The organism is Paenibacillus methanolicus (genome assembly GCF_008124765.1).
Lineage (GTDB): Bacteria > Bacillota > Bacilli > Paenibacillales > Paenibacillaceae > Paenibacillus_Z > Paenibacillus_Z methanolicus.
Window position 1 is genome coordinate 98,181 of sequence record NZ_VNHS01000008.1, and the last position, 21,145, is coordinate 119,325.

Sequence of the window (21,145 nt, forward strand, 5' to 3'; positions counted from 1 at the left end):
ATGGCACGGGCGAAACAGAATCCGCGCTCATCCTTTCAGCCGTTAATTAATATTGAACACGCCTACTTCATAGGTATAATCTGACGGTATTCGAAGCAACTTTCGCAGATCGACCCATTGTCAAGGGGGTGATTCTCATTCCGATTATTACGCGGGCAACGTTCAACGCCACCGGCGCGATTACGTTCACGGGCAATGCGCTTGGTCTAAGCCGGTCCGATACGTCGGGCGTCCCCGGAACGCAGGACAGTATCGGCGCTTTCGCGACGACGGCCTCGACGGGCGCCTTCGGTTCATATCCAAGCGGCACGACGAACGCTTATGCGAGTAACAGCGCGTCGGCGATCTTGACGCTGCCCGCCGGAAGTTCGGTCTTATATGCCGAGCTCGTCTGGGGCGGTTGTTACATAAATGGCAACGTGGATTTAAGCGCGTTTATTAACAATCCCGTCACGTTCGCCACGCCTTCCGGCACATTCTCGATCTCCCCGGATGCGGCGACCAGCAACACCGTCAATCTCGGCAGCGGCGCTTTCGCCTATACGCGCTCCGCCAACGTAACGACGCAGGTTCAGCAAGCCGGGGCAGGTACATATACGACGGGCGGCGTAGTCGGCACGATCGTCATCAACAACGATCCGACGGCCAACCACGCCGGTTGGACGCTTGGCGTCATCTACTACAATCCGAATTTGCCCTTCCGCAACATGTCGCTGCGCGCCGGGGCCGTTCTCGTTCAGTCCACCTCCGGGCCGGTCACGACGACGCTGACCGGTTTCGCGACGCCGCTGTCGGGGACGCTCGGCGGAAGAGCGCTGTTCAGCGCCCAGGAAGGCGACGCGAATCGGACGGGAGACCAGGCTTTGTTCGGGCCGACCTCCGCGACGGCCGCCGCGCTATCGGGACCGAATAATTTCGCCACCAACTTCTTCGCCTCGCAGATCAATGGCGATGCCGGCACGCTGAACACGACCGGGACATTCGGCACACGCAACCAAACGAACGGCACGCCGGGGACGAACATCGTCGGCGGCCGCCAGGGCTGGGATATCACGAACGTCGACGTCTCCGCGCGATTGGTGAACAATCAGTCATCGGCCGTGCTTATACTGACAACCTCGGGCGATGCGTACGTCCTGAACGCGAACGCCATCCAAATCAATATCAACGCGCCGAACGTGACGCTTACCAAGAGCGCGAACGTATCCGGAGCAATCGTCGGCGATGTGATCACGTATACCGCCACGGTCCGGAATACCGGAACCGCGAACGCCTCGAGCGTGGTGCTGACCGACCCGCTTCCGTCGGGCCTATCCTTCGTCTCGGGCAGCGTCACCGTCGACGGCGTGTCTCGCCCGAATTACGACATTCTGGCCGGCGTCCCGATCGGCACGCTCGCGATCAACGGGGCCGTGACGATCACCTACAGAACGACCGTCTCGTCGAATCCGACCCAGGTAGCCAACAGCGCCAACGCCGCGTTCTCATTCCAGAGCGTTGCCGGCGGATCCACCATCACCGGCGTCATTCCTTCGAACACCGTTACGACGCCGGTCTACGCGCCGGTCGTCTCGATCGTCAAGAGCGCGAACCGGGCGAGCGCGACGGTCGGCAGCACGGTGACCTACACGCTCGCGATCCGCAACGCGGGCAACATCGGCGCGGCGACGACCGTGGCGGATAATATCCCTACGGGCAGCTCTTTCATTGCGGGCACTTTCCGCGTGAACGGTACCGTCGTTCCTGGCGCTAATCCGGCGGCGGGGGTCGCCATCGGGACCGTAGCGGCCGGCGCGACGGTCTCCGTGACGTTCGACGTGCAGGTGAACGCGGTGCCGACGCCGCCGCAGTTCGTCGACCAAGGCACGGCGCAATATACGTATTCGCCGCCGGACGGCCGCACGCTGCCTGGAAGCGCGTCGTCCAACGTCATCGCCTTGCCGGTATCGCTTCCGAACGTAACGGTCGCGAAAACCGCCAGCCTGAGCAGCGCCACGGTCGGCGACACGATCACGTATACGTCGGTCGTCGCGAATAACGGAACCGAGGCCGTCACGAACGTCATCTTGAGCGATGCCTTGCCGGCCGGCTCGCAATTCGTCGGCGGGAGCGTAACGGTCGGCGGAACTTCGGCGCCAGCCGCCAATCCCGCAAGCGGCATTACGATCGGCACGCTTGCCGCAAGCAGCTCCGTTACCGTAACGCTCCAAGCGCTCGTGGTGTCCGTACCCGCAAACGGCCAGCTGCTGAACCGGTCGAGCCTCTCCTACTCGTCCGGCACGCTTGCCGCGGGCGCGACGTCGAACACGACGACGACGAACGTGTTCCGGCCGGTCGTCAACCTCGCCAAATCGGCGAACGCGAACGCGGCCACGGTGGGCGATACGATCACGTACGCGATCGCCGTCACGAATACCGGCAATATTAGCGCGGCCGTGACGATCAGCGACAATATCCCGGCCGGGTCGTCGTTCGTTCCGAACAGCGTGACGATCAACGGCTCCGCAAGTCCGGGTCTGTCGCCGGCCACCGGTTTCAGCATCGGCACGATCGCGCCGGGCGGCGGAGCGACGATCACCTTTCAGACCGTGGTGAATTCGCTGCCGTCCCCCGCCGTGCTGACCGATCAAGCGACGGCCAACTTCTCCTTTACTTTGGCCAGCGGCCGGACGATTACGGGCGCCAGCAGCTCCAACGCGCTGACGATTCCCGTCTCCGCGCCGAACGTGACGATCGCCAAAGCCGCCAGCGATACATCCGCGGCCGTCGGCGAGCCGTTGACCTACAGCATCGCGGTCGCGAATAACGGGGGCGCTCCGGTAAGCAGCGTCGTCTTGTCGGATCCCGCTCCTTCCGGTTCGGCCTTCGTGGCGGGAAGCGTCACGATCGACGGCATTCCTTTCGCCGCCGCGAACCCTGGCGCGGGGATCGCGCTCGGGACGCTCAATCCCGGCGGCGTCGTGGGGGTTTCCTTCCAAATCCGCGTGACCGGCATTCCGGAATCCGGCCAATTGGCGAACGCCGCGAGCGCATCCTTCACGTCCGGCGCGTTCTCGGGCGCCTCGATCTCCAACACGGTGGCAACGCCGATCGCCCAGGCCGTGATCGCGGTCGTCAAGAGCGCCAGTCTTGCCAACGCGACGGTTGGCGACACGTTCACTTACTCGTTCGAATTGACGAACAGCGGCAATACGGCGGCCAATGTCACGTTGACGGATCAAGTGCCGGAGGCGTGCGTCTTCATAGCCAACAGCGTGCTCGTCGGCGGCACGCCAGTCCCGGGCACAAGTCCCGTGACCGGAATACCGGTCGGCAGCGTGCCCCCGGGCGGTTCCGTCGTCGTCAGCTTCGTCGTGGCGATCGAGACCTATCCGAGCTCGCGACAGCTCGTGAACCAAGCGCAGGCCGCCTTCTCCTTCACTCTTCCGAACGGGAGATCGGTCAACGGCGCGGCCAGCTCGAATACCGTTATCGTTCCGGTAGCCCTGCCGAGCGTATCGATCCTGAAAAGCGTTGACCGCGCCAATGCGATTGTCGGCGACGCGCTGCGCTATACCTCTATCTTGACGAATAACGGGGGCTCCCCGATCAATGGGGTCAACATCCGGGACCTGCTTGCCGAGAATATCGCGTTCACCCCGGGAACCGTCTTCGTCAATGGCGTGTCCAGGCCGGCAGCTTCGCCCGCTGACGGCATATCAATCGGTTCGCTGGCCCCAGGCGGGTCCGTAACCGTTACATTCGAGGTGAGCGTAATTATGGCTATTCCGTCTCAAGTGACCAACCAATCCACGGCAAGTTTTACGTCGGGCACGTTCTCGGCTATATCCGCTTCCAACGTAACCACGACGCCGGTCACGCAGCCCCAGATCGCGTTGGTCAAATCGTCCAGCACGAACAATGCGACGCTCGGAGGCTCGATTACGTACACGATCGTCATCTCGAACACGGGCAATCTCCCGGCGAACGTGACCCTCGCGGATACGCTGCCGGCCGGTACGACGTTCACCGATAACAGCGTCATCGTCGGCGGCGTGCCGCAACCCGGCGCATCGCCCGTAACCGGCATTGCGGTCGGCTCGGTTGCGCCCGGCGCAACGGTCACCGTCACCTTCGGGGTCGTCGTCACGTCGCTGCCTTCTCCGCAGCAGCTGACCAACACCGCGTCGTCTACCTTCACGTATACGCCGCCGGACGGCCGACTCATAACGGGCGCCGCGCAGTCCAATACCGTCTCCTTCCCGGTCTCGGCGCCGAATGTCGGGGTCGCCCTAAGCACGCCGTCCACGGCGCTGACCGTCGGCGACACGGTGACGTACACGGCCGTCATCACGAACAGCGGCATCGATCCCGTCTCGTCGGTCCAATATACGACGCCGTTGCCGCCCGGCACATCCTTCGTTCCGGGAACGGTAACGGTGAACGGCGCGCCTGCCCCGGGCGCAAGTCCGATCAGCGGCGTGCCGATCGGGACGATCGCGCCAGGCGCTTCCGCGACGGTGACGTACACGCTCCTCGTCGATGCAGTACCGACTCCGACGCGGATCGATGCGACCGGCTCGGCAACCTTCACGTCCGGCGCATTCTCCGGCGTGTCGTTCTCGAATGCGATCACCACGCCTGTCTACCAGCCCGTCATCGCCGCCGCCAAGAGCGCCAGCACGACGAACGCCACCGTCGGCAACACGGTCACCTATTCGTTTAGCATGACTAATTCCGGCAATTACCCCGCCTCCGTCACGTTAACCGACAGCATTCCGGCAGGCACGGCTTTCTTGGCGAACAGCGTGCTCGTGAACGGCACGCCTCTGCCGGGCGCCGATCCCGTGACGGGAATCAGCGCGGGTTCGATCGCGCCCGGCGCGTCGCTGCAGGTGTTCTTCTCGGTCGTCATCGAGACGCTGCCGAATCCGCAGCAGATCGTCAATCAAGGCACGGCCTCGTTCAGCTACACGCTGCCGGACGGCCGAACGTTCTCGCAATCGTCGGTCTCGAACACGGTCACGATACCGGTATCCGCGCCGAACGTCGCGGTTGTGAAGAGCACGCCGTCCACGGCGCTTGCCGTGGGCGATACGGTCACCTATTCGACCTCCGTAACGAATAGCGGCATCGATTCGGTCAATAACGTCCAGTTCACCGACCCGCTGCCGGCCGGCACGGCGCTGGTACCCGGTTCGGTGACCGTGGACGGCATTGTAAGACCGGACGGCAACCCGGCAACCGGCATTATCATCGGCAGCCTGACGCCGGGACAGGTGGTCGTAATCAATTTCAACGCGACGGTCACCACGCTGCCGGACCCGGCCGTGCTCAATAACCAATCCTCCGTTACTTTCACATCGGGCGTATTCTCGGGCGTCACGTTCTCCAATATAACGACGACGCCGGTCTTCCAACCGATCCTGAGCGCGGTCAAGAGCGCCGGCACGACCGCGGCAACCGTCGGCGACACGGTCACCTACACGATTAACCTGTCGAATACGGGCAACTATGGCGCCACGGTCACGTTGACCGATACGATTCCGACCGGCACCGTTTTCTTGACGAACAGCGTGCTCGTAGGCGGCCAGCCCGTGCCCGGAGCCGATCCATCCACCGGCATACCGCTCGGGATCGTGACGACTAGCGTAGACGTCTCGTTCTCCGTCGTCGTCGAGAGTTTGCCGCCTAACCAGCTCTTGACGAACCAAGCTTCGGCTACCTACACGTTCACGCTGCCGGACGGCCGGACGCTCGGCGGGTCGCTTTCTTCCAACACGGTCACCATACCGGTATCCGCGCCGAACATCGCTATCGTCAAGTCGACCCCGGCGATCGACGCCGTCGTCGGCGATACGATCACCTATACGATTACCGTTACGAACAGCGGCATCGCGAATATTAGTAACGCGGTGTTGACCGACGCGATCCCGATCGGCGCGTCGTTCGTGCCGAACTCCGTGACGGTCGACGGCTTGCCGCGTCCGGGCGCCATACCGAGCAACGGCGTCTCCCTTGGCACGATCGCGCCCGGCGGCTTCGTGACGGCAGCCTTCAGCGTCTCGGTCACGAATCTGCCGGAACCGCCCGAGCTGGGCAACCGGGCCTCCGTCACGTTCACGTCCGGGGCGTTCTCCGGCAGCGCGCTATCGAATCTGGTCGTCACGCCCGTCTATCAGCCGATCATCATCCTCCTCAAGAGCGCGAACACGACGAACGCCACGGTAGGCGATACGATCAACTATCTCCTGTTCGTCACCAACACCGGCAATTTGCCGGCTACTGCTACCGTTACCGATCAAATTCCGGTCGGCGGCGCGTTCGTGCCGAACAGCGTGCTCGTGAACGGCGTGCCGCAGCCCGGTGCGGACCCAACGACCGGCATTCCGGTCGGCATCGTCAATCCCGGCGAGATGGTGAGCGTCACGGTATCGCTGCAAGTCACCGTCGATACGCTGCCGATCGGTCAACAGCTCGTGAACCAAGCCGCGGCCAGCTTCACGTACTCGCCGCCGGATGGCCGGGTGCTCACGGGCAGCGTCGATTCGAATACGCTCGTCATTCCGGTCTCTTCGCCGGACGTCTCGGTCGTGAAGAGCACGGCCGCGATCGACGCCGTCGTCGGCGATATGATCACGTACTCGATCGCCATTACGAACAACGGCATCAGTCCGGTTAACAACGTCGTCCTTGTCGACCCGGATCCGATCGGGACCGTATTCGTGCCCGGCAGCATCACCGTCGCAGGCGCCGCGCGTCCGGCCGCCAATCCGAATACCGGGATCGTGGTCGGCACGATCGCCAGCGGCGGCTCGGTCACGGTTACCTTCCAAGTCCAGGTCGTGACGATATGACGCCAGACGGACCGCGCGATTTCACCGTGCAGAATCAGACGCATGTCCGTTTTCAGAACGGAACGTATGAAGGCGTCGCGTATTCCAACACGGTAAGTACGCCACTCGTCGGTCCGCTGCTGAAAGCCGCGAAGAGCGTCAGTACGCCGCGGGCGTCAATCAACCAAGTCGTCACGTTTTCGATCGCGCTCTCGAATAGCGGTAACCGCTCCGCCCAGGTGACGGTCATCGATCCTTTGCCTGCCGGTCTATCGTTCATTGCCAACAGCGTCCTGATCGGAGGCGTCCCGCTAACGGGCATCTCCCCTTCGGCAGGAATCCCGGTCGGCATCGTGAACGTCGGCGCCACCATCCTGATCACTTTCCAGGCGATCGTCGTCAGCATGCCGCCCGGCTTGCGTTTCGCCAATCAGGCGCGAGTCGAGTACGTATTCACCGCGCTGGACGGCAGATCCGTGAGCGGGACGTTGCATTCGAACACCGCGTCCTTCGGCGTAAATCCGTTTCGCCTGTCCGCTTCGGCCAGCTCGAGCACGACCGTCACCTTCGCGGGAGACGTCATCCCGTATGAGCTCGCGATAACGAACGAGGGCAGCGAACCGCTCGAGAATGTCGTCATTACGATCCCGCTGCCGGAAGGATTCGAATTCGTGCCGGGGAGCGTCGTGATCAACGGGGTGCTCATGCCGGGCATCGATCCGAACATGGGCATACCGATCGGCACCCTTTTACCCGGTCAATCCGTGCGTGTTAGCGTCCACCTACGCGTCACGGGCGCGCCTGCTTCCGAACAAGTCGTCATCCAAGGGAGAATCGCCTACACAATCGGGGGAGCGGCGGCGAGTCTGCTCGCCAATCCGCTCGTCTTCACCGTCGTAAAGCCTCAAGTCTCAATCCAGCTTCAGGTGGACCGCACGCAGGCGAGCGTGAACGATACGCTGCAATATGTCGCCGTCGTCCGCAACGACAGCAGCTTTGCCGTGGATGTGCGGCTGTTCGATCTCGTTCCTCCAGGCACGTCGTTCGTGACGGACAGCCTAACCCTAGGCGGCCAGCAACAGAGCGTAACGCGAATCGAGGGCGGCCTTCCGCTCGGCACCTTGCTCGCCAACTCGCAGCTGGTCGTCGCTTGTCGCGTCAAGATTCTGTCGTCCGCGGTCGCCCCGGGACTCCCGCCGATTCTCGAAGGCGTTCGCGCCTCGTTCACGTTCCGTCTCGCGGACGGAAGAGTCGTCAGCATGACCGCAGCATCCAACGCGGTGAAGACGGGGCTGTTCGCGCCGCTCATCGCCGTCACGGCCGCGGCTCAACCGCAGTACGTCGAGCCCGGCGAATCGGTCGGTATCGGCGCGATCGTCCGCAACAACGGCAACCTGAGCGCCGACGTCACGTTGTATCGAACCGCTTACCCGCCCGAGTACTATATTCGGGATGTTCGCATTGCCGGCCGGATCGTGCCGGGTTTTCCGTTAACGGAAGGACTTTACCTGGGGACGATACCGCCGGGCGGATCGATTCGGGTCGCCTATATCGGCGATATCGGGGAAGATTACGATGTCGCGCTGCCCGACATTGTCGGCCTATTCACCGCGAGGTACAAGTACCGGTTCGATGAACAAATGAATTCCGGGGAAAGCCGTTCGAACGAATACGTCATCGTCGTCGATCAAACGAATGAATAGTAACAGGGCTGTCCACCGCGCCATTCGATCGCGCAGGGCAGCCCTTTACGTGACGAGCGAGCAATCGTCTACTAAACCTCCGCCGGATCGCAGACGCGTATAATGTACCGAAAATTCTCGGTCGCCGCCTCCCGGTACAGGGAGCGCGCGCCGCGCCGCCAATGATCATAGAAACTCCAAGAAAATTTGAATACATGGCCGAAATCCCAGTCGCAGGCGTTGTAATCGCGTTCCCAGAAGCGCTGCTCCGCGGGCAGACTGGCCGACCGCTCGGCACGGTGTAGCGGAAGGCGGTCAACCGGCGAGTACAGCTTCGGTTCCGTCCCCTTCTCCTGTAAATCCCGCGACAGCCGCAGTACCTGGACGAGCCGAAGCAGCGGAACCTGTCCCCGGCGGAACAAGGCAACGTAACCTAGATCGTGCAGCAAGTTGAGCCCGTGGGAGAACGTCAGCAGATGACCGATTAAATCGTGATGCGCTTCCGCCCGGTAGATCGCGTGGAAAGCCGCAAGCTCCCCAAGCACCCAATCGGACAACTCCTCCGGCGATGCCAGCCGCAGCCGAGCGAGGTCCGCTGTCAGCTCAATGCGTTTCACCTCCGCCGTACTGGCCCCGATCCAGGATCGGCCTGGTATCGCCTTGCGAAACGCCAGGATCAAATCGGCGATATCGGCGCCGATCGCGATGCCCGCGGCCTCCCGCACGCTTCCCCTTACATTCGGGGCGGATTCATGGCTTGGCCGGCACAATTGCCCGTGTTGTTCCAATCGATGCATCGCCAGCAAGCTAACCGCGCCGTAGATTACGTTGTGCCCGACCCATCGCAGCTCATCTATCGTCTCCTCCAGCGCTTCAACGATGTACTGTCTCGCCCCCGGTCCGAACCGCGCCTCAGGCAACCGCTCGTCGCCACTCGGCAGCAGCCTGCCATCCCGATGGCCCGCAAGCATCCGATCCGCCTGATCCGAGACGAGCGATCGAATCGCATCCGTCAGCGCATTGTCCGACGCGAACGCCGTTCCCGCGATTGCCGCCGCGCCGTAATGCGCCGCCCAAATATCGCCCGTCTCTTTCTTGCAGCGCGCGATAATCTCCAATCCTTCCCTATAAAAGCCGCTGTTTGTCATGCCGTCCCCCTTTCCGCTGTCGCCATTATACGCGTATCTACATGCGAACGAAAACCCGTCCTTCCAAAATTGGAAGACGGGTTTTCGATTGCGCATGCTAAAACGACGGTATATACGTTATTTCTTCACGGTTTCCTGATTGCCCGCGTTGTCTACGCTGTAGAACTCCACGTTGACGGAACCGCTCGCGGACGTCGGCACGAACGGAGACGTATACGTCGTCCAGGCGCCGCCGTTCACGCGGTACTTGATTTCTTTCACGCCCGAGCCGGCCGCGTTGTCGGTCGCCTTGAGCGTCCAGGCGTAACCTTTAATGTACTTCACGCCGCTCTTCGTCGCCCAGACCGGCGCGACGCTGAATTTCGTCGCCGGCGCGATCGAATCGACCTTGATCGTGACGGATTTCTCCTGCTCGACGTTGCCCGCGTTGTCGCGGCTGTAATACATTACCGTGTAGGAAGCGGCACCGGACAGCTGGAATGGCGCCGAATACTCGGCTTCGCTGCCGCCGTTGATCCGGTAGAACGTCTTCGCCACGCCAGACCCTTCGGCGTTATCCGACGCCGTCAAGGAGATGGAGATATTACCCGCCTTGTACCAAGCCGCGACTGCCGCGCCGTTCGCCAACAGCTCCGTAACCGGCGCCGTCGCATCCGATGGCTCCGCAGGCGCTTGGTACGTGACGGACTGGCTTGCCGCGGACACTTCCGTGATCGCCTCGCCATCCTTGCGAATCGCCAGGAGATGGAATTTGTACGTTTGCTCCGGCGTCAAGCCCGTCAAGGCGTAACTCGCATCCGTCGTGTAGCCGACATAGACGTCGTCGCGGAAGATTTCATAGCCCGCTGCGCCGACCGAAGGCTCCCACGTCATTGCCGCGCCTGCAATGCTCACGTTGGTCGGCGGCAGCAGCTCGCCTGCATTCAGGTTGCCGCCATACGGCAGATCCTTCGCCAGCTGCGTCGACAGCGTGTTATTCATGTCGCTGCTGCTGTCCCAGCTCATGACGCCCGCCAGGTTCAACGTTTTCACGAGCGAGGTCGTGTACATCATCGTCGTCTTGTCGTTATAGCCGATCCACAGCTTCGTTTCCGGATTGTAGACATAGGCTACTTTCGACTTCTCGTTCCAGTAACGCGTGTAGCCGTTCTTATCCACATAGTTGTTCTCGATGTCATAGAAATCGTAGAGGCCGGATTCCCACGTGCCTTCGCCCATGCCTTCGCAGGTTTGGTATTGGCCTTGCGGCGGACATCCTGCCCAGCCTTTGCCGTAGAACGGAACGCCCAGCACCAATTTGTACGCCGGCAGACCGCTGTTCAGATGGCCGAGGGCGCCGCCTCTGACCGTGCTGCGCGGACGTTTGTACGGATGCTCGTCGTCGTAATAAACCGGCGAGTTATGATGTGCCAGCTTCTCCCAGCTGCCGCTGAAGTCATAGGTCATGATGTTGACGAAATCGAGGTATTGCGTCGAGTTGGCAAAATCCGCGTTGACCGTGAAGCTGTCCGATTGCGAGGAAGCAATCGTCAACAGATAATATTTGCCGTCTTCGGATCCCGCGGCATCGAGCGCCTCGCGCACCGTTTTCATCAGCAGCGTGAAATTCTGCGGATCGTCCGGGGAATGCACGTTGCCGTCCGCCCCGCCCGACACCGGATATTCCCAGTCGATGTCCAAGCCGTCGAAATCGTACATGCGTACGACCTTCACGGCCGTATTCGCGAAGTTGCGGCGCGTCTCTTCCGTGGCGGCCATCAGCGAGAAATTCTTCGACCACGACCAGCCGCCGACGGTGGCGATCATGTTCAGCTGCGGATTCGCCGCTTTCACCGCTTCGAATTCGCTGAAGTTGGCCAGATCGAAGGACGGATCGCCGAGCACGATGCCGCCGTCGAAGACATAATCCTTCTGCAGCGGAAGATCGGCGTTCTGGCATTGATCGCCCGACGTATCTTTGCCCGCCCAGCAGAAATCAAGGAAGGCATAGTTGATGTGCGTGTAATTAGCTGCGGCTAAGTCAGCCGGCACGTAATTCCGAGCCGTCTCGCTTCTCGCCCAGGACGTGTAATACGTCACCAAATTATAGTCGCTTCCCGGTACCGCGCGAATCGGCGCGCTCGCCTCCGACGTCCACGATTCGTTCTTCGCCACGACGGCGAAGTTGTACGCCTGCCCATCGGTAAGCCCCGTCGCGGCGAAGCGATTGGACGCGCTAGTGCCGATCGGCGCGCCGTCTTGGTAAATCTCGTACGACGTTGCGCCTTGCACCGGCCCCCAGCCCAGCGAGACGGAGGTTTGGTTGGCGGAGACGATCTTCAGCCCCTGCGGCGCGGCGAGCTGTCCCACCGTGAACGTCACGCGGTTGCTCATCGCCGAGACCAGACGCTTCGAGTCCTGCGCGCGAATACGGAAGTTCACCGAATCGCCGTCTTGGAGCCCCAGATCCTGCAGATTGATCGTCGTCGACGTCGTCGCGCCGCCTTCGATCCAGCGGAACCACGACTCGCCGCGATAAATCTCGTAGCCGACCGCGTTCGGGCTCGGCGTCCAGCTCAGCTGCACGTCGCTGCCGACCACGCTGCTTACACGCAAATATTGCGGCGGCGTCAACGGCGCCGGCGGAAGCTCGGTAGGATCGGCCTTCGGCGTCGTAATCGTGACGATGTTGCTCGGCTTGCTCTGTTTGCCGGCTTCCGGCACCTGCGTGACATAGAAGGAGTACGTCTTCTCCTCGTCGAGGCCGACGATCAGCTTCGGCGAGAAGCCGGACCAGGCTTTCCAGCCCCAGCCGCCGGATTCGCCGACTTTCATATAAACTTGATAGCCTAAGTTCGAATCGTTGCCCGGAACGGGGTCCCAATTCAGCACGACGGAATCGGCCTTCACATCCGTTGCATTAAGATTTTGCGGGATCAGATAATCGGATGGTTCAGCGGCGGAAGCAAGGGAGGCGCCAAATAAACTGAAAACGATTGCAAAACATAATGCATAAACCATAGCGCCTTTGGACTTTCGAACATTGCGCGTATACAATAGTGTCACCTCGGCTATTTCGTTTTTAGTGAATGAAGTTACTTGGCTTTCATTCGTACCTTTTGCCTAGTTGCTTGATGCGCCTCCTTCCGCCCTTGATGCTGAGCCTACATTCCCTTCGAATGACCCATCTTTCGTTTGCGTTAAGGAATTGTATACCTTCTTTCATAATGATACAGTTCGTATCTACGTGTGAAGGGATACATTTCTCTTGAACCAGGGATACTATTATGCAAATTGCTAGAAATGTTAATTTGTGCGATTTATTCGACTTCATTCGACAGAGCACAACGAATGGCTATAGCACGCAAAAAAAGCCCGGATGGCTGCTTCATCCGCGCTTTACTTGCATCGTACACGATATTCGTAAATCTTCTATCCGATCGACAACTCCTAGTTACCTTCGCGAGCTCCGCCATCTCCCGTCCGAAACGGCTGCAGGAACGACTTCGGGATTTCCGTTTCAAAACGCATCTGCTCGCCCGATACCGGATGGTTGAACGCCAACACGCGCGCGTGGAGGCCGAGACGGTTCAGCAGCTTCAATCTCGCGCCGTACTTCTTGTCGCCGACGATCGGATGCCCGATATCCTCCATATGGACGCGGATCTGATTTTTTCGGCCGGTCTCCAGGCGCACTTCCAGCAGGCTGACCGTCTGGTTCGTCTCCAGCGTCTTGTAATGCGTCACGGCATGCTGACCGTCATTCGGATAGGGACTCGAATACATTTTGAGCGTTTTGCTCTCCTTCAACCAGGAGGAAACCGTGCCTTCGGACTTCTTCACCCAACCTTCGACCAGGGCGATGTACGAACGCTCCGTCACCGCATGCTGCCAGTCATTCTGCAGCTGCTGTTGAACGGCTTCGCGCTTGGCGAACATCATCAATCCGGACGTATCCCGGTCCAGCCGATGCACGACGAATATCCGGCTCGCGGGATCGGCGGCACGGACATGCGCCGTCAATTGCCGATAGGCCGTCAGCTCGTTCTCTTTGTCGGATGCGATCGACAGCAGACCCGAATCTTTATGAATGACGATGATATCGTCGTCTTCGTGCACGATCCTCATGCCGAAGAGCGGCGCGCGCTCGACAATCAGCCCGTGGCTGACCGTAACCGTGACGCCGGGCTTAAGCGGATAATTGTATAGCTTAACGACTTCGCCGTTCACGGCAATTTGACCGCGGGCTAACATCGATTTAATGGCGTTTCTGCCTTTGTCCTTGAGATGGATCAGCAGAAATGCAAGCAGCTCCATCGGCTCGCCGACAGGGTACAGGCGTTCTTGCTTGCGCTTCTTCTCCGGTCTGGCGGGCGCCACCGTCTCGCCGCGCCGACCGGTTCGACGCTCGTTCGCCCGTGGCCCCGCTTGTCCTCGGCTGCCTTTGTGCTCCGTCCGCGGATGTGCTCCCCGAGCGGAAGATTGCGGCGCGCGCTTGTCCCCTCCCGCCTCTCCGTCATGCCGTCTGCGGCGGTCTCTGTCTCGATCTTGCGCCATGCTCGCGTTCGCTCCGTTTCCTCATTCAGATTCATCCACTATACCATAAGCGAATGGTTCTAAAAAGTCGCGCATGACGGATTCGCGCATGCAGCGCCTTGAAAGCCTGAAGGCGCATTGTGCCGCGAACGATATCGCTAATTGGCGCCGGAGCCGGATGAGCTGCTCTCGCCGAGATTAGACGGGGTGGCGCTGGCTACAGAAGATTCCTCGCCGCCTGATGGATCGGATCGTGCCTGATGCGCATTCTCGCCGTCTGACGGCAGGGTGCTGGTCGACTCCCCTCTCTTGCCGTATTCTCCCGAAGCGTCCGTATTCTCACCCGAACCGCCGCTAGCCGACTGTTTCGAATCCGACTCCTCTGCCAGCCTCTCGTTCTGCCCCGATTCTTTCGGCTTGTCCGTACCGCCGTCCGCCGTCGGTTCCGGATTGGACGACTGCTTGCCGCCTCCAGACTTTTGATTCGGTCTTTGTCCCCCCGCATTCACGCTTTGATCCTTGCTTGGCGCGTTCGCTTCCACCCAGGGCGGGTCGCCGTATTGATGGAGCCGTTGGTTAACGAAGTAGACGATATACGGGATGAAAGCCGACAGAAAGGCGCAGAAGAACGTCGTTCCGGACGGCATATTCCCGACGATTTGCTCCCACATGGCCTTCAGCGCCTTTCGCTCTGGTTGATATTCCCCAATCGGCGAATATTGACTTCCGCCTTGACCTCGATAGTCGCATCCGCGAACAGTTGTCTGCCATCTTCCCAGTTCTCGCTAAGCTCTTCCCAGGACATCAGCTTGTTCTGATAGAGATGCATCCCTAATCCGATCGCGTCCTTTTTGTATTTCTTTTGCAACGTGCGGATCGTCTTCTCGCTTAATTGGACGATTTCCTTCGCGAACAAATCTTCCATTTTTCGGATCGACGATAATTTGGCGACATCAAGTTTGCGTATCGACTTCCCGATCGTGCCTTCAGCCTCGATCTCCACCGTAAATTTAAAGTTGTCGCCTTCACGCCTAGCCTTGATGTTGCGCGTCGCCCGTTCGATGTCGAAATCGATGATGTCATCGTCCATGCTCGTCTCGACGACACCGCCTTTGACATCCCCTTTAAGAAAGTTCAACCCTCCCGTTTCGCTCCCGCTAAGAAAGGCGACGAACCTATGGTGGCTGTCGAATAATGCTGCGCCAGTCAGCGAAATACCGTCTTCGTAGGCGCTGATTTTCTGAATCGTAAAGCTGACGTTCTTCAAAATTTGCTCGTGCACGTATCCGATTCGGGATTCCGGGCGCATATAGCAGGTTTTTTTATAATTGTTAATCGCAGAATCAATGTAGGCCGCGGGATAAGATTCGTTCATCGACTTCACCGACAGCAGACGTTTCGCATCGCCATCCGCGATCAGAACATTGATGTCCCGGCGCATTTCGTTGTTGCGGAGGAAAAAATCCAAAATGTCGGCGAAATCCAACCTCCCATCCTTGACGGCTTCGTTCGAAAGCAGAATAACCTGCAAATGCTCGAAATAGGGCGTACGGCTCGTCTTCGCCGCCATTCTGGCGGAAAGCGCCATAATCGAACGTTCGGTGACGCTCATGTTGAAAAAAGCCGCTCCGGGCGAACCTCCTTCTTTGCCGCCGCTGCGTAATCCGGAAGGAACCAGCATTTGATAGGTGCCGACGATTTCGGGCGCCTTGCCTTGCTTCTGCGACGTCTCTTCTCTCTGCGGCTCCTTGTCGATGGCGACGCCTGCCACGAAGCCGCGTTGATCGATCTCTACGCGATCCCAGCACGCGCTAAGCAAGACGGCATGGAGAAGGAAGAGCAGAACGGTTGCCCGTTTTCTCCACGATGTCATTTGATCATCCCCTTCACGGCAGCGACTCCATACAGACACAACGTCATTCCGATGGTGAGAAATCCCATGTAGCTTATGACTTCGCCCAGCAGCGCGAATTCGATCACGTTCTTCGGAAGCATGCAGATTAAATAAGCAACCGGGCAGATTGCGGCAACGAAATGAATCCGTTTTCCCTTCCTAACGATCGAATGCGCGAGATGAACGGCAATATCGAGCGCCATAGACGCCGTATTGAAGATCGTCATGATCCAGATGGTGAAAAAAATCGACTCCGTCCGTTCGAAAAATTCTCCCGGAATTTTCACTTCCTTCGCGAGTTCAATCGCCGGATAGCCGATTTCCTGTAATGCCCAAGGCGTAAACGTGCCGATGCAGATCAAATAGATGAGCACGTACAACACGACGGGGATAACGACGCCAACCGCGGCTGCCAAAGGCGCTTCCTTCGGTCGTTTCATCATCGCGGTATAGAACAAAATCACCTCGAAGCCTAGCATCGAAAACACGGAATCCTTCGCCCCGACCATCAGCCGCTTGACGTCGGTTACGAAGAACGGCTTAAGGTCCGCCCAATTCACGATGCTGTTGCTGAAGAAAAGAAGCAGGAACGTGACGACCAGCACGATCGGAAAAAACATCGTATTGAGGCGCAAGAGTCCGATTCGAGTACCCGAAGCCGCATAGCCCACGATAAGAAGGAACATCAACCCGATGTATTCGGCCGGCGTGCGATCGAAGAGGTACGTCTTGGAAATGTTGGCGATTGCCCGGATTTCATACGCGAGAAACAGCATGAAATAAACGCACATGATCCCGGTTATGACAATCGCGACTGGCTTCGTAACGAGCGATCGGACATATTCGAAGAAGGTCCCGCCCGCATATAAGCCCGCGAATTTGCCTAAAAGCACGGCGATGGTCACGGCAAACGCTCCCGCCATCAAGATCGAAATCCACCCGTCGGAGGATGACGTCGTTCCCGCCAAAACCCTTGGAAGCGTCAAGATGCCGACGCCGATAATCATCGAGGAAACCGTGATCGTTAGTTCCTTCGCTTCAATCTTGTTGTCATCGTACTCCCAGTGATTCATCGGACCACCACTATTTCTTATTCAATCGTTTCTTGTCCTGAGGTTGCAGCATGCGCGGACGATTCTTCAAAAAACTGACTGGCGCGCGCAGAATCACATCTTTCCAATCATCCAGATAAAGTGGCGCAAACGGCGTCGAATACGGAATGCCGAAGCTCTTCAAATTGACAAAGTGGATGTTGATCATGATATAGCCAAGAATGATCCCGTACAGACCGAACACGGAAGCGGCCAGCATCATCGTGAACCGAAGAATGCGAAGCGCGATCGCAAACGAATAAGAAGGGAACGAGAACGATGCGATGGCGGTTACCGCGACGACGATGACCATGATCGGGCTGACAATGCCGGCCGCGACGGCGGCTTCCCCGATAACGAGACCGCCTACGATGCCGATCGTTTGGCCAATCGGTTTCGGCAGCCGAATTCCCGCTTCTCGCAGCAATTCGAGTGTCGTCTCCATGATGAACGCTTCGATCACGGCCGGGAAAGGAACACCTTCTCGCGCGCCGGCGATGGAGAAAGCCAGTTTGGACGGAATCAGACCATGATGGAATTCCAACAACGCGATATACAGCGCGGGCAGGAAGGACGCGATTGCCGCAGCTAATAATCGTAAAATCCGGGTTAACGTCGCGAGCAGCCAATTCTGATAAAAGTCTTCCGGCGACTGTAAATTCGACGAGAACGTAATCGGCAGCACGAGCGCGAAGGGATCGCCGTCCACCATAACGGACAGCCGACCCTGCAGGAGGGCGCCGGTCACCTTGTCCGGCCGCTCCGTATTGGCTATGAGCGGGAACGGGCTCATAAAGCTATCGGACAGCCATTGCTCGATCGTGCCCGAGCCTTCGATATCGTCGATATCGAGGCTCTCTATCCGGCGGATCGCTTCATGGACGATCCCTCGGTTCGCCACGCCTTCTACGTATATCAGAACGATCGTTTTTTTGGCCCTTCTACCGACTTTGAACGTCATTATGCGCAATTCCGGATTGCGGATCCGTCGCCGAATAAGCGAAATGTTCGTGCGCAAGTCCTCGACGAATCCTTCGCGGGAACCTCGAATGATCGACTCCGTTAACGGCTCTTCGATCCCGCGGCTCTTCCATCCGGCGCTGCCGATTGCGATTGCCTGCCTGCTGCCGCTCAGGAAGAGCACCGTATCGCCGCCAAGTATCGTATTTAAAACCTCTTCCTGCGTCTCCAAAATCTCGACGTCGACGGATGTGAGCACTTCCTCGACTACCAACTGAACCGCTTGGTGATAGAGATCGTTCTTGGCGTTCTCGTAGTGTTGAAGCAACGGCTTCATTACTTGGCTCTGAACCAGGTCCTTGTCTACGAGGCTATCAATGAACATAAGCGCGACAGGAAGATGCTGGGCGCCGATCGTAAAGTGACGGACGATCAAGTCGTCCGGGGATCCCGTAATCGCCAGCATGCAATCCAGATTGGATTTCATATCCGTTCGCAGCGGCAGCGGTTCGCTGTTGGGCTCTCGTCCTGCCGCGCGCTGAATCCGGCTTCTGGCGCCTGCCTGTTTCATCCGGTTCAACATGGCGTAGTCCTTCCTTTTGTTCCATGGGCTTCCTCTTACTATTCGCAAACACGCCCCTCATTATTCCAACCGTATCAGCCTACGGATGCATCATGGTCCTGACGCCTACCGTTCAGTCAATAAATGGACAGCCAGACTCAGGCGCCTCCCCTTTTCGCCATTCCTTCCCATCGTTTTACACCATTAACGTAGGCCTTATGACGGCCACGAAATGAAAACGCTTTCGTTCGACGCCAGTCCGCTCCATCCGCCTGTTCTCGGCTTTGTTGGAAGCAGGCGCCCTAGACTATATACAAACCTTCACCGTTTCCTAATAATTAGTTTGGATTACAAATTTTCTGTATGAAAAGGAGAATTGCGATGAGTAAATGGAGTGTTGCATATCGAAGCAGGTTCGTTCAACGCGCCGTCCCCGTGACCCTTGGCTTGGCCCTTCTGACGTCGCCGCTCGCCGCTGCAGCCGACCATGCTGCGTCGGCATCGGGAACCGTCGCCAATCCGCATCATGCGAACAAAGGAAGCTCGCTGCTCATCGGCGAGAACCGGGTACTAAGCAAGAAGGAAATTCGCAAAGAATGGGACGGCATCGATGCGGAGTACGGCGCGGCCCAAGCGGTCGATACCGTCAAAACGCTGCTGCCGGAGGATGACTTCGAGGCTCTATTTCCTTACCGTCTTGGATCGGCGCAATGGTTCTCCGCCGCGGAGGGAAAAGAGTATTACAAGGCGAACCAAGCCGACTATTTCTCCTATGACAATCTCATCGCGGCGGTTACCGAAGCAGCTAACTTGAAATTGAAGATCAACACGAGGGCCGGGTCGAACGCGCAGGAAATATTGCGGTTGGACAAAGAAGCCAAAGTCGAAACGCTCGTCTCGCGGGCAGACGACTTCTACTCGGCATCGAACAAAAAGCAAATCATACGAACCGAAATCGTCGACTTCGGCACATTCCTGAAGGAAGGCTTCGCCAAAGACCGCAAACGCGAGCTGGCCGCCTTCCTCGCCCATCTGTCGCACGAAACCGGCGGAGGCTGGGACGCCGCTCCCGGAGGACCGCTGCGCTGGGGCTTGTTCTGGAACGAAAATATCGCCGGTCGAACCGGCAAAAACATGGACCCGTTCGTGGATAAAAACAGCAGCGCGCTCTACCCCGGCCATGAAGGCAAACGCTATTATGGACGCGGGCCGATCATGCTCAGCTGGAATTTCAATTACGGATTGTTCAGCTCGATAATCTATGGTGACAAAAACGTGCTTCTTAGGAACCCGGAGATCGTCGCCGCGGACGGAAAGATCGGCTACATGACCGCGATTCTATTCTGGATGACGCCGCAAACGCCAAAGCCTTCCGGACATGACGTCATGGTTGGCAAATGGAAGCCTGCTCCCGAGCACAAGGCCAAAGGACTCTGGCAGCCCGGCTTCGGCGTGTCGACGATGGTGCTTAACGGTCTCGAAGCGAACTTGGGCGAAGTTGACGGAAGCCCGGTCAAACGGCGTAGCGGCCACTACAGAGAAATCACCGCCAAGATGGGCGTCGACGTAACGGGCGAGAAAATCGATACGCTTGGCATGCAGCCTTTCTAAACAAAGCGGAATGTCCATAAACCGGTTGTTTGCCCCACGCGCTACCTGCTATGACGCGCCATGCTGCTCAAGAACCGCTGCATGAGCAGCGGCAGCGAGATGAGAATGGGCGGGTCGTCCAGCCTCGGATCGTATAACGTCACTTCCTGGTACGGCACTTCGCTGCCGGATTCGACGATAATCGGAATTCGGGTGCGGGAGCGAAGCGTAGCGCGCGGCAGCAGCGCTTCCTTCGCGCCCATCTCCCACGCGACCGCGGTCGCCATTAGATAATAAACGCCAGGCTTCACGTCGGTAATCCGGAAGCCGCCCAACGCCGGAATGATCGTCCCGAAGATCGGCAGCCCTTCCGGAATCGGCTTGGCGAACAAGCCGATCAGCACAACCCCTTCAAACGGCGTATCGGCTGCAATGCGCCCTTCGACTTGCTGCCGACCGTTCGGCGGAGTACCGGGAACTCGCCAATCCCCAAGTTTTCGCAGATGACGCAGGCTGCCGTCCGCTTCTTCGCCGCAAGTCCGAAACTGAGCAGGCGTCATACCGACACGTTCGGTGAACCTGGAAGTGAAGGTGCCCAAGCTCTGTTGACCGATCTCGAGTCCAATATCGCGTATGCTTAATTTCGTTGTTAGCAGCAGCTCCTTCGCGCGGCTTAGACGATGCGACGAGACGTAATATAACGGTGGAAGTCCTACTCTCTCCTTGAATATTCGCGTAAAGTGATAAGGGCTATATGCCGCGACGCGGGCAAGCCTCTCGAGCGGGAGCGGTTCGTCGATGTGGTCATGAATAAACGCGACAACCTCTTCAATTTCCGGAAACCGGTCCAACACGCGGGGCACCATCCTCATTGCATGAGCGGCGCGC

At 58.9% G+C, this 21,145-nt stretch carries 11 protein-coding genes; 3 read left to right on the top strand and 8 right to left on the bottom strand.

Features of this window, described 5'->3' with window-relative positions:
• The first annotated feature begins 128 nt into the window (after positions 1 to 128).
• On the top strand, positions 129 to 6,836 hold the full coding sequence (locus BCM02_RS20760) for a DUF7507 domain-containing protein (RefSeq protein WP_148931053.1): 6,708 nt from the start codon (positions 129 to 131) through the stop codon (positions 6,834 to 6,836).
• Positions 6,833 to 8,518, top strand: a complete 1,686-nt coding sequence (locus tag BCM02_RS20765; protein WP_148931054.1) for a DUF11 domain-containing protein — start codon at positions 6,833 to 6,835, stop codon at positions 8,516 to 8,518. Before BCM02_RS20760 ends, BCM02_RS20765 begins: the two co-directional genes overlap by 4 nt.
• 71 nt (positions 8,519 to 8,589) lie before the next feature.
• Here BCM02_RS20765 and BCM02_RS20770 read toward each other — a convergent pair whose 3' ends face one another.
• The 7 genes from BCM02_RS20770 to BCM02_RS20800 all read right to left on the bottom strand — a co-directional run bounded on the left by BCM02_RS20770 (position 8,590) and on the right by BCM02_RS20800 (position 18,688).
• The gene (locus tag BCM02_RS20770; protein ID WP_148931055.1) at positions 8,590 to 9,645 is read right to left on the bottom strand and encodes a hypothetical protein; all 1,056 of its coding nucleotides are present in this window, start codon (positions 9,643 to 9,645) and stop codon (positions 8,590 to 8,592) included.
• Positions 9,646 to 9,762: 117 nt separating this feature from the next.
• Positions 9,763 to 12,645 carry a glycosyl hydrolase family 18 protein gene (locus BCM02_RS20775; protein ID WP_281288218.1) on the bottom strand — a complete coding sequence of 961 codons (2,883 nt, stop codon included), beginning with the start codon at positions 12,643 to 12,645 and terminating at the stop codon, positions 9,763 to 9,765.
• A gap of 429 nt (positions 12,646 to 13,074) precedes the next feature.
• The gene (locus BCM02_RS20780) at positions 13,075 to 14,181 is read right to left on the bottom strand and encodes an RluA family pseudouridine synthase (protein WP_148931057.1); all 1,107 of its coding nucleotides are present in this window, start codon (positions 14,179 to 14,181) and stop codon (positions 13,075 to 13,077) included.
• A 137-nt stretch (positions 14,182 to 14,318) separates the two neighbouring features.
• Positions 14,319 to 14,831, bottom strand: coding sequence for a hypothetical protein (locus tag BCM02_RS20785; protein ID WP_148931058.1), 513 nt, complete (start codon positions 14,829 to 14,831; stop codon positions 14,319 to 14,321).
• Between the two features lie 5 nt (positions 14,832 to 14,836).
• On the bottom strand, positions 14,837 to 16,033 hold the full coding sequence (locus BCM02_RS20790; RefSeq protein WP_148931059.1) for a Ger(x)C family spore germination protein: 1,197 nt from the start codon (positions 16,031 to 16,033) through the stop codon (positions 14,837 to 14,839).
• Complete coding sequence (locus tag BCM02_RS20795; RefSeq protein ID WP_148931060.1) at positions 16,030 to 17,127, bottom strand: GerAB/ArcD/ProY family transporter; 1,098 nt, start codon at positions 17,125 to 17,127, stop codon at positions 16,030 to 16,032. Before BCM02_RS20795 ends, BCM02_RS20790 begins: the two co-directional genes overlap by 4 nt.
• Positions 17,128 to 17,137: 10 nt before the next feature.
• The gene (locus BCM02_RS20800; RefSeq protein WP_148931061.1) at positions 17,138 to 18,688 is read right to left on the bottom strand and encodes a spore germination protein; all 1,551 of its coding nucleotides are present in this window, start codon (positions 18,686 to 18,688) and stop codon (positions 17,138 to 17,140) included.
• A 360-nt stretch (positions 18,689 to 19,048) separates the two neighbouring features.
• Here BCM02_RS20800 and BCM02_RS20805 point away from each other — a divergent pair, with 360 nt between their 5' ends.
• Positions 19,049 to 20,278 (top strand): chitinase, encoded by a 1,230-nt coding sequence (locus tag BCM02_RS20805; protein WP_148931062.1) that lies wholly within the window; start codon positions 19,049 to 19,051, stop codon positions 20,276 to 20,278.
• A gap of 41 nt (positions 20,279 to 20,319) precedes the next feature.
• Here BCM02_RS20805 and BCM02_RS20810 read toward each other — a convergent pair whose 3' ends face one another.
• Positions 20,320 to 21,123 carry a helix-turn-helix domain-containing protein gene (locus tag BCM02_RS20810; protein ID WP_148931063.1) on the bottom strand — a complete coding sequence of 268 codons (804 nt, stop codon included), beginning with the start codon at positions 21,121 to 21,123 and terminating at the stop codon, positions 20,320 to 20,322.
• Positions 21,124 to 21,145 lie beyond the last annotated feature (22 nt).